9 protein-coding genes and 1 pseudogene are annotated in these 14,181 nt (G+C 68.9%); 6 read left to right on the top strand and 4 right to left on the bottom strand.

All coding sequences use genetic code 11. The features are described 5' to 3' along the window. The first annotated feature begins 148 nt into the window (after positions 1-148). The 3 genes from CLT71_RS25615 (at position 149) to CLT71_RS25625 (ending at position 4,235) form a co-directional block, all read left to right on the top strand. The gene (locus tag CLT71_RS25615) at positions 149-2,218 is read left to right on the top strand and encodes an AIPR family protein (RefSeq protein WP_199187721.1); all 2,070 of its coding nucleotides are present in this window, start codon (positions 149-151) and stop codon (positions 2,216-2,218) included. Positions 2,219-2,441: 223 nt separating this feature from the next. Then, positions 2,442-3,605: an NsdA family TPR-like regulatory protein gene (locus CLT71_RS25620; RefSeq protein WP_101369358.1), complete on the top strand. Its 1,164-nt coding sequence runs from the start codon at positions 2,442-2,444 to the stop codon at positions 3,603-3,605. A gap of 258 nt (positions 3,606-3,863) precedes the next feature. After that, entirely contained in the window at positions 3,864-4,235 is a 372-nt protein-coding gene (locus tag CLT71_RS25625) for a hypothetical protein (protein ID WP_143743615.1), read from the top strand. Positions 4,236-4,311: 76 nt separating this feature from the next. Here CLT71_RS25625 and CLT71_RS25630 read toward each other — a convergent pair whose 3' ends face one another. Next, positions 4,312-4,956 carry a DNA alkylation repair protein gene (locus CLT71_RS25630; protein ID WP_199187951.1) on the bottom strand — a complete coding sequence of 215 codons (645 nt, stop codon included), beginning with the start codon at positions 4,954-4,956 and terminating at the stop codon, positions 4,312-4,314. A gap of 274 nt (positions 4,957-5,230) precedes the next feature. Here CLT71_RS25630 and CLT71_RS25635 point away from each other — a divergent pair, with 274 nt between their 5' ends. Then, positions 5,231-5,641 (top strand): hypothetical protein, encoded by a 411-nt coding sequence (locus tag CLT71_RS25635; RefSeq protein WP_101369361.1) that lies wholly within the window; start codon positions 5,231-5,233, stop codon positions 5,639-5,641. 197 nt (positions 5,642-5,838) lie between these two features. On the opposite strand, the gene CLT71_RS25640 is transcribed toward CLT71_RS25635, so the two are convergent. After that, positions 5,839-7,695 carry a hypothetical protein gene (locus tag CLT71_RS25640; RefSeq protein WP_143743616.1) on the bottom strand — a complete coding sequence of 619 codons (1,857 nt, stop codon included), beginning with the start codon at positions 7,693-7,695 and terminating at the stop codon, positions 5,839-5,841. 205 nt (positions 7,696-7,900) lie between these two features. On the opposite strand from CLT71_RS25640, the pseudogene CLT71_RS38215 reads away from it, so the two are divergent. Together CLT71_RS38215 and CLT71_RS38220 are read left to right on the top strand one after the other, a co-directional pair. Next, a pseudogene (locus CLT71_RS38215) lies at positions 7,901-7,972 on the top strand (DUF2510 domain-containing protein); the annotation flags it as partial. Between the two features lie 222 nt (positions 7,973-8,194). Further along, positions 8,195-8,662 carry a hypothetical protein gene (locus tag CLT71_RS38220; protein ID WP_486483762.1) on the top strand — a complete coding sequence of 156 codons (468 nt, stop codon included), beginning with the start codon at positions 8,195-8,197 and terminating at the stop codon, positions 8,660-8,662. A gap of 17 nt (positions 8,663-8,679) precedes the next feature. On the opposite strand, the gene CLT71_RS25650 is transcribed toward CLT71_RS38220, so the two are convergent. Both CLT71_RS25650 and CLT71_RS25655 read right to left on the bottom strand, forming a co-directional pair. Continuing rightward, positions 8,680-9,450 (bottom strand): hypothetical protein, encoded by a 771-nt coding sequence (locus CLT71_RS25650; protein WP_101369364.1) that lies wholly within the window; start codon positions 9,448-9,450, stop codon positions 8,680-8,682. 181 nt (positions 9,451-9,631) lie between these two features. After that, positions 9,632-14,029 (bottom strand): S8 family serine peptidase, encoded by a 4,398-nt coding sequence (locus tag CLT71_RS25655; protein ID WP_101369365.1) that lies wholly within the window; start codon positions 14,027-14,029, stop codon positions 9,632-9,634. Positions 14,030-14,181: the final 152 nt, after the last annotated feature.

The following is a 14,181-nucleotide window of genomic DNA, read 5'->3' on the forward strand; positions in this document are numbered from 1 at the left end:
CCCGCTGCGGTCCATCAGGAGTTGGCAAACGAGCGATCTTGACGGCCACCAGGATGCTTAGGGGTAACAGTTGAGTCCGACTAGTCCGAATGCCGGCCACCGAGACGTAGCCCTTCAGGTTCGCCAAGTCGAAGCGGTCCTTCGGAGGGTGTACATCGAGGGTGGGTTGCTGGATCTTAGCGACCTTGAGGGCAAGCCAGACGAGGAACGCAAACCACGAGAATTGTCACGCGCTCTTACTGCTCAAGCGGTACGGCTCGTCACGGGTTGGACGCCGCAGGAAGCTGCACAGGCTGTCATCGATGGTGTGGGGGATCAAGGCATAGACGCGATCGCGGTCGTGGATGGCGTGGATCCTCATGTCGTCCTAGTCCAGGCAAAGTGGAGCAAGAACGGTAAGGCTAGCAGTGATCGCTCCGCAGTTATGGAGCTTCTCACCGGATTGCGGTTGATCGACGACGAAGACTTTGCGCCCTTCAATCCTCGTGGTCAGCAGTTGGCTGAGCATGCTAAGAACGTCATGGCGCGAGGACCTGTGCCCGTTACCCAGGTTTTCGTGCTCATGCGTGCTGAGGAGGTGAACCAAGGGTTTGCGCTGGCAATCGAAAACGGTGAGAATGAGTTCAACCGTCATGGTAGTGTGTTGGACCATCGCATCATATTGTCGCCGGAGTTATGGATGTCGGTCCGGGAGGATATGGCGCCAAGGCCGGTTGAACTATCGGCAAGTTTGTTCCCGTGGTTTCCTATTACCACGCCTCACGAATCGTACCAGGGGGTCGTGGAGGCGGAACAGGTATCGAAGTGGGTCGATCGTGGTCCAGATCTCTTCAGTCTGAATATTCGAAACCCTCTGGGGCGGACCCCGATCAACAATGAGATTATTGAGACCCTTCGCCGGGAGCCCGCTCACTTCTGGTACTTCAATAACGGAATCACTATCCTCTGCGAGTCGGTCGAAAAGGTCGAACAATCGATTCGGGCGCCGCAGACGCGTCCTCTTGGGTTGAAGTTGCACAATGCTAGCGTTGTCAACGGAGCGCAAACAGTTCGTTCAATCGCCGAAGCTGTTGCTGCCGATGAGTCCGCCGCTTCTGCCCAAGTTGGCGTTCGCATTATCGTCACTGGGAAGGCGGTGGATTTCGCCAAGCAGGCGACCCAGGCCACTAATCGCCAAAACCGTGTCGACGCAAGGGATTTCATTGCGCTCGACCCTGTCCAGGCTGCGATCCTGGAGGAGATGCGGACCGAGCTAGGGCTTGACTACAGCGTGCGTCGCAGCGAATTGGAACCCCAGCCGGACACTGGCTGCTCCGTCGTGGAAGCTGCGTGTGCACTGGCTTGTGCCCATTCTGACAGTCAATACGCTGCACGTATCGCAACGAAACTCGAGGTGCTATGGGAGCGGGGATCTCAAGGCATCTACGATGTCTTATTCCGGCCGCAACCCGGAGTGTACCTTCTCTGGAACGCGGTTCAGGTCCTTAGGCAAGTTAGGCGGACCCTTCACGAGCTGCGCCCTCGCTATACGGGTCGCGGTTCCGCATTGACCGAGCATGGCGTATACCTGCTTGCGCATCTGGTATTTCGTCGCCTCGACACTGATGCGATTGACGAACCCGACTCCAGACTTGAGTGGGCCAATCGTGCCGTCGGGGAGACGGGGCAATTGGTTGAGGAACTTCTGCCCGCGGTTGCCAGTGCTATCGACGACTACACCGAACGTTCGCAGATCCGGGCGGTGTGCTCCGATGTGTCTCGTTGTCGGGAAATCGTGCAGCGAGTACTGATGGACCTTGGGGAAGATAGGCCTACTGATCCGAACAAGTATCGTCGGGTCCCTGTCCGGCGCAAGCGGCGTCCGAATGCTGTTGCCGTACTGATTGATAAAGGCATCCTCGCTGAAGGGGATGCACTGGTGCTTTCCTTGGGAAATCGAGTTGAAGCCGAGGCGCTGAAGGGTTGGCTTGCCGAGGATCCGAAGCGAGCAAGGGCCACTTGGGTTCCGCATCGGACCAAACCGATACTTTGGGCCGCAGATGGTGTTCAATATTCACCATCGGGCCTGATATCGCTGATGTGGGAGTTGGCGAAATGGCAGGAGCGGCCAGTCGCGAATCAAGGAACTGCCCGGTGGGCTATCGCCACGGGAGAAACGCTGGCCGAGTTGGCGTGGCGCGCCCTCGGCGACCTTGAGTCCTCCGAGGATGGAAGCTAGTCGCGCGGCCGTTGCAGCCACGGTGGAGAGGGGTTGACCAGGTAGGGCTTGACTCTGAGGTCTACGCATTCTGCAAGGGGAGGTTGGGCATTCTGCGGGCAGGTGTGGAGGCTAGTCGAGCGTGAAGAGGTCGCTCTCTGCGACTGCTCGGTGTACCTTCCGGAGTGGCGGTCCGAGGTAGGGCCTGGGCCGCCGCCACCCCAGCCCTACCTGGGAGGCTTCGATGCACAACGTCGATCCGTATTTCGGCCCGCTGCTTCGCCGCCTACGCCGAGAGCGAGGGCTCTCGATCCGCGCCCTGGCGCAACTCGCGCACCGGTCAAAGAGCCACCTGCACGAGCTGGAGACCGGCCGAAAGGTCCCGACGATCCACGTCGTGCAGCACCTCGATGAGCTGCTCGGCGCCAACGGTGCGCTGGCAGCCTGCCTGTCCCCGGTACAGTCCGCCCGGGACGAGACGGAAGCTGCCTCCCTCGCCCACCTGATCGATGCGACCGACGTCAGCGCCGAGGTGCTCGGCGCCGTCGAACTGGCCGTCGATGACCTGGCGAGCGCGTACGCCACCACCCCGCCCGGTGAACTGCTCGACCCAATCCGCCGGCACCTCGCCCAGATCGGCCGGCTGCTCGACGCCAGGGCGACGCTCGACCAGCGACGGCGCCTACTGGTCGCCGGTGGATGGCTCAGCCTGTTACGGGCCACGGTGCATATTGACCTGCGACACCGCCGCGCTGCCGCTGCCCATCTGTCGATCGCCGAGCAGATGGCGCAGCAGACCGAGCACCGAGAGATCCAGGCGTGGTGCCTGGAGACCGTGGCGTGGGACGTGCTCATCGCAGGCGACTACCGGCGGGCGCTCGACCTTTCCCGTCAGGCCCAGGAAGTGGCGCCGCGCGGCAGTTCGGCGTACATCCAGGCGACCGCGCAGGAGGGGCGGGTATGGGCTCGGATGGGTGACCAGCGGGAGACCCGTCGAACACTGTCCCGGCTCTCCCGGCTGGTGTCGCCGCTGGCAGTGCCGGACCGCCCAGAGCACCACTACCGGTACGACCCGGCGAAGGCGCTTTCTTACACCGCGACCACGCTGGCGTGGGCAGGCGATCCGGCGGCCGAGGAGTACGCCCGAGCGGCGGTCGCGGAGCTGGCCGGGTCCACCCGGCCACGCCGTACCGCGTCGGCGCGGTTGGACCTCGGCCTGGCGCTGGTCGCCGCCGGCAAGCCGGACGAGGCCAGCGTTGCCGCCCAAGCGGCGATCACGTCCGGCCGGGTGGTGGCATCGAACTGGTGGCGGGCGTCCGAGGTGGTCGCGAGCATCGAGGCCACGGGAATCGGGGAAGCCCGGGAGCTGCGCGACGCCTACGAGGCGTACCAGCCGTCGCCGCAGTAGCGGACAGCGGGGCATCGCAGCGGACGGCGACCTACTGGATCGCACCGTGGTTGTCAGGCGACGCTGCGTGTAGGAACGCCGACCGGGGGGATGTGGCTCCGATGCCCCCGCCGGTGTTCTGCCGGTCCGGGACGCCGTCCCCCCGGACGCCCCGGACCGGCCCCATTGATCCGCCCACTGAGCGGCGCTCCGTGAACTGTGTTCCGGGGCGCCGTGGGCGCATCCTGGAGGTGACCGCGTGCTGACGACCGTACGACGATGGCTCCGGCGCCGCCGGGTGCGGGACTACCGCTGGGACGGCCGACGCTGGCTGCGGGTGCCGGGGCCGGCCCGGTGACCCGGCCGCCGCACATTCCGCCGCCGGAGATTCCGGACCTGCCGATCGACACCCGGGTACGCCTGGAGCCCGGCGAGTGGTCCCACTACTACCGGGGCGCCGACGTCCACGGGTACGTCGACATCCGGGTCGTCCGGATCGACAAGCGGATCACCCGCTCCGACGGCGGCCACCTCTGGGTGTGGGTACGCGGCCACGATCCGCTCTCCTGCCATTGGGAGAGCGTCCCGCCGCACCTACCGTGCATGGAGTTGATGGCCCGGGTGGACGTCCTGGCCCGGCATGTCCGGTAGACCGCAGCCGCAGGACCTGCTGCGGATCGACGGCCGCTCGCGTCGCCTCGGGGTCGAGCCGCTGGCCACCGCGCTCCTACCCGCCGTGCTGTCGGCGCACCATCTCGTTGATCCAGATGGGCGCGTACGGCGACGTGCAGCCCGGGGGAGTCGGATAGTCCTTGAGCACCTCCAGGCGCTCACCGATGGCGAGTGCCCGGGACCGGTGCTCGGGGTGCTCGATCCCGATCTGGGCCAGGCAGTGGTTCATCGCCCACTGGAGGCGCTCCGGAGCGTCCTTCATCTCCGCCTCGATGGTGTCGAGCAGTCCCGCGAGGTCGAGGCCCTCCGGTTTCTTGGCCACGCGTTCGGTGGTCAGCGCCCAGCCGGCGCTCGCGACCACCGGGTTCGGATCGGCGAACCAGGCCAGCCGCAGCTCCTCGGCGTGCGGGCTCTTCTTCACCACGTAGTTCACGAGCCAGTCGTGCACCTTTGGGGTGCGCGCGTCGCGCAGCATGGCGTCGAGTTCGGCACGCTCGAACGCCTTCGGACGGCAGATCAGCAGCGCCAGCAGCCGCGCCGAGCTGTCACCGGTCTGCCAGAGCTGGCGGGCGAGTTCCTGTTGCGTCTTCAGCCGCTTGGCGACCGCGCGCAGCTTGCCGAGGTTGACACCGTGATCGTCACCGTGTTTCTCGTTCACCTCGCGCATCTTCGGGTCTTCGAGCGCGGCCAGTTCGGCCATCACCTCGGCCACCGTCGTCCCGGTCAGCGTCGTCCCGGCCACCTCAGCCTCCGTCCATCACCTGCGAATTGCAGCGTACGACGGATCGTCGCTGACCGGGTCCGTCAGCGCCCCGGACGACGGCTCGATCCCGAACGGTTACGGCAGTTGGCGAAGCGGCTCGATCGCCACCGCGCGACTGGTCGCCCTGCGAGAATCGCCTCGCGGTAATCGGAAGGCGCCGCCGACAGGCCCGGGTCCGACGAGTCTCAGCCGCCGGGCGGTGAGGAACGACATGCAGATCACCGGGTACGACAGCGTCCTGCTGGCGCCCTCGGTCGAGCCGCACATGCTGCGGAGCTTCCTCGACCGGCTGGCCGGACGCTGGCCCGAGCTACTGGTCACGGTGCAGACCGGCGACGAGTCGGAGGCCCAGATCAGCTGGGCGCAGCGGCGGATGCGGCCGTTGCCGGCCACCGAGGGTTGGCTCTATCTGCTCCGGGACGCCGAGATGGACGCCTACTCCGACGATCACGCCTACGACCCGATGCCGGACGGCGACGGCCCGGTCAGCGTGATCTATCGACCGGACCCGTCGGGCGGCGGCACGGAACTGACCCTGGTCTCCCCGGCCGATCCGGTCGGGCATCCGTTCTCCGCCTGGGCGTACGACCTGCTGGTCGAGTGCGTGCGGGCGGGGCGCTGAGCAGACCCGCGAGACGCAGACCCGCGAGACGCAAATCCGCGAAACGCAGACCCGCGAGACGGCAGCGGCGCCGACCGGTACCAACCTGCCGAACGAAGGTGCCACGGTGTCACCTTGGTGACACCGTGGCACCTTCCGCGCCGGAGCAACCGGGGGCAGCCGGGATCGCCGGTTGCCCCCGGACAGCGCTCAGGCGGTCAGCCGGCCACGTAGAAGTCGTGCCCCGCGGCCATGGAGTACCAGGTGTTACCGCCGACGGTGGTCGGAATCTGGATCACCAGACGGTGGAAGCCGGTGGCGGTCGGCGTCCAGTTGATGGTCGCCCTGCCGTTGGCGTCGAACTGCCCGGGGATCATCGTTCCGGAGTTGACGTAGTACCGGAAGGTGGTGACCTTGTCGGTGGCCCTGGTCAGGGTGAAGGTGCCGGGAACGCCGACCCCACCCGAGGTCTCCCCGGCCGGGTACTCGGTCGACGAGATCGCCACGGCCCGGCCGCCCTGGAAGGTGACGAGGGCCTGCGGGGTCACCCAGCCGTTGGCGAGGCGGGCAGCCACCCGGTACCTGGTCTCCTGGGTCTCGGGAACACTGTCCACCCTGGTCCCGGTGCCGTCCGGGTTCGGAGCCACGGTCTTCGGAGCCGTCGCGTTGAACGGGTAGAAGTCGTAGGCCGTCACTCCGGTGAGGCCGGCCGGAGCCGCTGCGGTGACCGTGAACGGCACGCCGACGTAGACCGGCCCGTCCAGGCTGATCGTCGGGGTGGTGTCGGACACGTTGACCGTCCAGGTGCGCTCGGTCGAGCATCGCTGGGCGGTGTCGCAGGCCCGTACCCGCAGGATGTTCTGACCGGCGGCGGGCGGAACCAGCGTGACCGTCGCCGAGCCACCGGCGGTGGTCGGCTTGACCCAGCCGGTACCGGTGTAGGTGTCGCCGGGCAGCGGCGGCACCAGGTTGCCGAAGCCGTACTGGTAGGCGACGGTGCTGGTGGAGCCGCTGGCGGCAAAGGCGAACTGACCGGGGGTGGCGCGGGGCGCGGTGCCACCCTCCGGGTAGTTGGTCGAGGTGACGGCGGGCCGGGCCGGCCCGGTCAGGTCCGCGACGAAGGTGCAGGTCGTCGACCAGGCGGAACGGTGCTCCCCGTCAACCTCGACGCCCTGGACGGCCCAGCCGTAGGTCACGCCCTGCGTGAAGGCGCCCTCCGGCAGCCAGGCGGTGGTCACCCGACGGTACGGCTCGGCGGGCACGCTGACCACGGTGCGCCTCGTCGGGTCGTTCACCGGCCAGAACGCGAAGTCGGCCCGGATGGCCTCGCTCCCGTCGTCCCAGACGACTCCGCCGAGGGTGATGGGCCGCAGCCGGGGTGGCGTGGCGCTCGCGCACGACTGGCCGTTGACCAGGCGGGTGCCGTTGTCCAGCATCGGCGGGTTCAGGTAGCTCACCCGGAGCCGGACCCCGCGGTCACGGCTGGCGGTCCAGTAGGGGAACCTGCGGGCGAACTGGGTGTCCACCTCCTTTGCCGCCGGGACCCGCACCATGAAGGTCAGGCGCTGCCCCGTGGCGACCGCGTCGGCGACGAGTTCGCTGACCGACAGGGTGAGGCTGGTCGGGCAGGGGGTCGAATCGCCGAACGTGCCGAGGAGCCTCAACGCCCTTGGCTGGCTGTTCCAGGTCGGTGCGGTGTTGTTCTCGGTCTGCCACACCTCGATCGCCCGCTTCGGGCAGCTCGCGGCCCACGACTCGTCGAGAACGAGTTGCCCGCCCTGCATGATCCGGCCGGCGTACGCACTGGGGTCGAAAGTGATGTAGCTCCGGGTCGTGTGCAGGACGTTGCTGGCGTCCCGCCAGCTGCCCACCGGGACGTCCGGGTCGGCGGCCTTGATGTTGCTGGTCGGCAGGGTGCTGTCGACATAGCTCCAGCTTGAGGGGGCAAGATTGCCCGGGACGACTGGTTCGGCCGCCGCAGGGCTGGAAAGGCCGCCGACCGTGGCGACCGTCGCCACCATCGTGGTGGCCAGGGCGGACCCCAGGACACGCGGCAGCCTGGATCTTTGCTTCAAAATTGGTTCTCCCCGTTTGCAGAGTGATGCGGATCGGCCCGATGTTGATCGCGGGCGTCCCGGACGATAGCACTGTACGGTGTAGATCCGCTGTCCGTACTAAGTGGACAGACGTTCGAACTCGGGCTTGCTCCTCGTGCGCCAATCCGTTGGCCCGGAGGGTAGTCGTAATAGACTCGGCTGATTGCCGACTCAGGAGGACGGTATGCGACCGGGGTGGTATCCCGATCCGTCCGGCCGTAACCCGCTCCGGTGGTTCGACGGGACACAGTGGACACCGCAGGCGCTCGACGGATGGCAGCGGCCGGTCGTCGACCCGCTGCCCGCCGTGGCCGACGCTCCCGCCGGACCGCCGTTACCGAATACACCACCTCCGCCGAATACACCACCTCCGCCGGGTGCGCCGTCCCCGCCCGGCATGCCGCCTCCGCTCGGTGCGCCAGCGGCTCGGCCGGGCACGGGGTCCGGGGCGGTCCCTCCGACCGACCCCGGGCGGCTGGTGTTCTGGTTCACCTGGCGCATCCTGCTGCTGGTCGTCGCACTCGGCCTACTGGTGGCCGGCTTCGTGATGTTGCCGTGGGGCCACATCCTCCGCCCCGGGGTGCCGCCGATAGCCGTGCACTATCTCAACTTCGCCGGCTGGATCGACGCGGCCGACCTGCCGGCCAGCGGATGGCAGCGCGCCTACGCACTCGGACTGGGACCGCTGCACGCCGTCGTCGCCTTCGTCGCCACCGCCGTGACCATCGCGGTGAGTCGGCCCGGCAGGCACGCTCCCTGGGCCGGCATACTCCAGGTGCTGCTCTTCGCGTCGATGATCGCCGTCCACTTCGGCACGCCGTTCGCCGACATCGAAGACGTACATCCAGGGCAGGGAGGGATAGCGGTCTTCGCCGGAATGTTGGCGCTCGCCATCGCCTGTCCCAGTTTCGAGACGACGCCCAAACCGGCAACCCCGACCAGTTAACCGCGCGCCGGACGCGGCTATCCGGGCGTCAGGCACCAGTAGCCGTACGGATTGCGGTAGAGGTCGTCCGGGTCGTAGCGGGCACAGTCGCGGGCGCCCAGCACCCAGCGTGGGCTGTCCGCCGCGAGCGCGAACGTCTCACCGTCGCGGATCTGCCGCCCCGCCGGCTCGGTCAGCAGATAGCGGGCCAGGGCGTCGAGCAGGCGTACCTGCTCCTCGACCTCGGCCGGCCCGGTCGGCCGCCCGGCGCGCAGCTCGACGTCCGGGGCACCGAGCAGGTGCATGCCACAGCTGTAGACCGCGACGCCGTCGGTGATCGGCCGCTTCACCCAGGCCCGGTGCAACACCACCGCCAGGGTCGGCTCGTCGGTCGCGGCGGCGGCCCGGTCGGCCAGGTCGAGCCAGCGCTCGCGGCCGTGCGCCAGGCCACTGCTCTCGTTGCGTACCGCGGTGGCACCGGATCGCAGCAGCGCGGCGGTCAACGCCAGCATCCGCCGGGACACCTCGATCGCGGTCTGCGGGGTCGCCGGCGGCGAGAGCAGGTACGCCACCGTGTCGTGCTCCTTGACCGCCCGCCGGTCCGCCTCGGTGAAACTCGGGCCGCTCAGCGACAGCCGGAACGAGGCGACCATCCTCGGATCGGGTTCCGGACGGGAGTACTCGGCATCGAGGGCGCACTCCGGGCCGCCGACCTCGGCCGCGAGCCGGGCGACGACGTCGAGGTCCAGCCCCGCGCCGAGTACACATAGGACATGTTGCGGTGGCGTCGATTCGGCCTCGTCGATCACGCCCGGCAGGTTACCAACGGGTACGGCCGCACTGTCAACGCCTCCGGCACAACGGATCGCCCGTACCCGGTACCGGCTGGGAGCCCGACGCAGGCGGCGGTGCCCACCGTCCCCGTACGGGAACGGTGGGCACCGCCGCTCGGCAGTCACCGCCGGATCGGCACTCCGGTCGAGCCGCCGCTCAGATTCCGCCCAGCCGTTCCGGACACGGGTTCACCGGTTCCAGGGTGAAATCGAGGGTGCTGACCAGACTCGCCTGGATCTGCTGCCGCTTCACCTGCGGCACCCAGCCGTCCTTGGCGACGATGACGTCGTACCGGCCCTTCGCCAGCCACCAGGAGTAGCTTCCCTGACTGCTCGTCGACAGGGTGTAGCCGGTGGCCGGATCGCCGACCAGGTTGGCCCGGACCGTCGCCGCCAACGGCACCTCGGCACCGCCACAGGTCCGGCCGATCACCGTCCCCTGGATCTTGCCCCAGCTGCCGGGCGGCGAGACGTTCATCTCCACCCCGACCACCGGTACCGGATAGGGGCTGTCGGTGATCAGGCCAAGTTCGGCGTTGTAGGTGCCGGGCTGCGCCACCCCGGCCGCCGCGGTGGCGGTCAGGCTGACCGTGATGGTCCGGGACGCCCCGGCGGCCAGGGTGAAGCTGGCCGGAGTGGTGCTCAGCCAGGGCGCCTCGCCGCCCTCAAGACACGCCTCCAGCCCACCGAGCCGCTCACTCTCGGCCGACCCGACGAACGAACTCGGCGAGCCACCCACCTTGTACGCCCCGCAGACGCCGGCACCCCGGTAGCGGGCGAACTGCGCGTTCGGCAGGTTCACCCAGGCACCGGCCACCGGGTCGTACCCGATCGTCCGGTTGGTGAGCGTGGTCGACGCCGCGGTGGCGCCACCGGCCAGCACCAGCATGCCGCCGGCCGCCGCGTACTGCGAACCCCAGAGGTCGAGCGGCATGTCGGGCAGCGGGCTCCAGGCGTCGGTCCCCGGGTCGTAGACGTAGCCGTTCTTGAACTCGGCCACCCCGACGCCACCGGCGCAGTAGACCCGGCCGCCGATCCCGCCGCAGGACATCCAGGAGGAGCCCTGCGGATAGTCGGCGGCGGTGTCGAACTTGCCGGTCAGCGGGTCGAAGACCGTCACGTCCGAGCTGTCCACCGAGCACGCGTTGTCGCCGCAGCCGCCGATGACGTAGAGCTTGCCGCCGCTTGTCGCGAACGCGGCCGCCGCCCGGGGCGCCGGGTTGGAGATCCCGGCCAGGGTGCTCCAGGTCCCGTTCGCCGGATCGAACATGTCGACCGTCTCCACCGGAGTGTCACCGTCGCCCCAGCCGCCGACCGCGTAGATCCGGCCGTTCAGGGCGGCGACCGCCGGCTTCGAGCGCGCGGTCGGCATGTCCGGCAACGCCGTCCAGACGTTCGTCGCCGGGTCGTAGACCCAACTCTTGCGCTCGGTGCCGGTGGCGGAGCCGCCACCGATCGAATAGACCTTGCCGTCCAGGGTCACCGCCGAGTTGTCGTAGACCGCAGCCGGGAGGTTCGCCACCCGGGTCCACGCCTGGTCGACGAGCGGCGCCGCGGCGGCGGTCCCGGTGCCCGGCCCGTACGCCGTACCGGTGCGACCCTTGCTCAGCCCCTTCATCCGGTACTCGACCAGCTCGGCACCCTTCGCCGTCAACTGGCTGAACCGGGCCGCCCGCTCCATCGTCGCCACGGTGGCCGGCGCGTTACCGGTGTTGGTGACCGTCAGGGTGACGTTCCGGGTGGTGCCGTACGGCTGGTGCAGTTCCAGGGACTTCGGGGTGACCGTCAGCCGGGGCGCCTTCAGCGCGAAGTCGGCCCGCCGGGTGGCGTCCGGCGTCACCGTCACCTGCTTGGTCTGCGCCCGGTACTGCGACAGGCTGGCGGTGAACGGCTGTGCCCCGGTCAGGCTGGAGAAGAGCCAGTAGAAGCCGTCCGGGATGTTCGGGTCGTCCGGCGTCGCCGCCGACACGCCCCGGTCGGCCGGCTGGTTGCCGCTGACCACCGTCACACCGTTGACCGGGTCGCCGGTGTTGGCGTCGGTGGTGAAGCCGGCCACCAGGCCACCCGGCTTCGGGGTGCAGGTCCGGTTGACCAACGCGACGTTGTCCACCTGCCACCACCAGGCGAAGGTGCCGGTGAAGCGGAACCGTACCCGGACGTTCGCCGCACCGGCCGCCCCGTCCAGCGGTACCTCCTCGACCCGTGGGCCGCGCCGGCTGGCCGTCTGGTGCCAGACGTTGGTCCAGGTCGTACCGCCGTCGGTGGAGACGTCGACGTCGGCGGTGTCGCTGACCCCGACCGCCCGCCAGTCGCTGTTGAACCGCAGCAGCGGCGCACCGGTCGCCGAGAGGTCCAGCGGCGGCGTGACCAGGTCGGTGTCCTGCCGGTTGCCGCTGCCCAGCGCGTCACTGTCGATGATCGCGAAGTTGCCGGTGCCGCCGGTCAGGTTGGTCCGGCCGCCCGGGTCGTCGAAGCTCCAGCCGCCGGAGGCGGTGCGGTTCACCACCGACCAGCCGTCCGGGGCCGAGGCGCCGTCGAAGCTCTCCGTCAGCAGCGGGTCGCTGATCCCGGCCGCGTAGCCGGCGGCGGTGCAGGCCGGCAGCACGGTGGCGGTGATGTTGACCGTCTTCGAGCCGGTACCGACCGCCACTTCGGTGCTGACCGGACGGTAGCCGGGGTAGACGACCGTGGTGTCGAGCCGGTAGGTGGCGCTGCCGGGGACGGTGAACGAGTAGGCGCCGGTCACCGGGTTGGTGAAGACCGGGCCGCCGGGCCGACCGGAGACCTCGATCTTCGCGTACAGCGGCCAGCCGTGCCCGGAACCGTCGGTGACCTTGCCGGCGACGGTGACCATCCGGGCGGTGGCCAGGGCGAAGTTCTGGGTGATCAGGTCGCCCCGGGCCACCGTCACGGTGGCGGTGGCGGGGGTGAAGCCGTACCCGGCGGCGGTCAGTTCGTGGGTGCCGACCGGCAACACCAGGGCGTACCGGCCCTCGGCGTCGGTGAGAGCGCTGAAGTCGCCGCTGCGTACCTCGGCACCGGCGACCGGGTCACCGGTGCTGGCGCTGCTGACGGTGCCGGTGACCCGGCCCGAGTCGCCGCGCGGTGCCGCCTGCACCGCCTGGTACGCGTTGAGCCGCCCCTCGCCGAAGTTGTTGTTGTCGTCGATCGTGCCGCCGCAGCCCAGCGCGTCGACGTCGGTGGCGGTGTCGTCGAGCAGCCGCTCGGTGGCCGGGATGTTGCCCCGCAGCCCGGGTGCCGCCGACCAGACCAGTGCGACCGTGGCGGAGACGTGCGGTGCCGCCATCGAGGTGCCGCTGCCCGTCCCGTAGCCGTTGCCGGGCAGGCTGGACCGGACGTTGCTGCCCGGCGCGGCGATGTTCGGCTTGACCGAGCCGTCGATGCTGGACGTTCCCCGGCCGGAGAAGCTGGAGATGTTGTTGTTGCTGTCGTAGGACCCGGCCGCGTAGGTCAGCGGATAGTCGCCGGGGTTCTCGGTGGTGTTGCAGCCCGGCCCGTCGTTGCCGGCGGAGAAGCTGGGGAAGATGCCGGCGGTCCGCCAGGAGACCACGACCTGCTTGTACCACTCGTCGCCGCGGCCGCCGCCCCACGAGTTGTTGACGATGTCCGGACGCAGGTCGGGCCGGGGGTTCTGCCCGTTCAGGTCGGTCGGGGCGAGCACCCACTCGCCGGCGGCGAGCAGCGAGCCGTCGGAGCAGTTGCTCGTCTCGCAGCCCTTGGCGGCGATCCACCGGGCGCCGGGCGCCACGCCGATCTGGTTGCCGGCACCGTCGTCGCCGACCATGGTGCCCATGGTGTGCGTGCCGTGGCCGTTGTTGTCGCACGGCGCCGGGTTGGCGCAGACCTCGGCCGGGTCGAACCAGTTGTAGTTGTGGTCGAAGCCGCTGCCGGTGTTGCCCCGGTAGGAGTTCCGCAGCGCCGGGTGGTCGAACTGCACGCCGCTGTCGATGTTGGCGACGACCACGTCCTCGCCCCGGATGTCGAACTCGGACCAGACCCGGGGCGCCTCGACGTTCGTGATGTTCCACTCAGCCGCGTTGGTACCGGCGTCGGTGGTGGCACGGAACGGCTCAGGTTTGATCAGTTCGTAGGTACGACTCGGTTCGATGCTCTGTACGTCGTCGCGGGCCGCGATCGCGTCCAGCAGGGCGCGGTCGCCCTCCACCCGTACCATGTTCGCGATCCAGTACGACCGGTATGTCGTACCGCGTTTGTCCAGCTCAGCGCGGAGGTCGCGCTGGCTGCGGTCGGCGGTGGCGGTGAGCGTCCGATAGACCGCGGTGGCCCGGTCGTCGGCGTCGGCCAGCTTCGCCGCTCCGCTCAGCTCCGCGCGTTCGCGCAGGTAGACGTTGAATGTGGTGGTGCCCTCGGTGGCGAGTTCGGCGAGCAGTTCCCGGCTCACCTCCGCCTCGGGACCGGCCGCCGTGGCGAGCGCGGGCTGCGCGGTGACGCCGAGCAGCACGGCGGTCGCGCCGACCAGCAAACGCCAGCGTCTTGGCCGGTCAGCCCGGTTCCGTCCGGATCGGTGCGGCATGGTTCCTCCCCCACTGTTCGGCCTCCCGAGCGGTCTCGGGAGCCACTTCCCAGCTCCGGGTGTCCGGGCTGCCGGCACGCGTGGTCCGACGTTTTCGTTTACGGACAGCGCCCCCCACATCGGCTTGGAGTAATGCTCTTGCTCGCCAGGGG

The organism is Plantactinospora sp. CNZ320 (assembly GCF_002846275.1).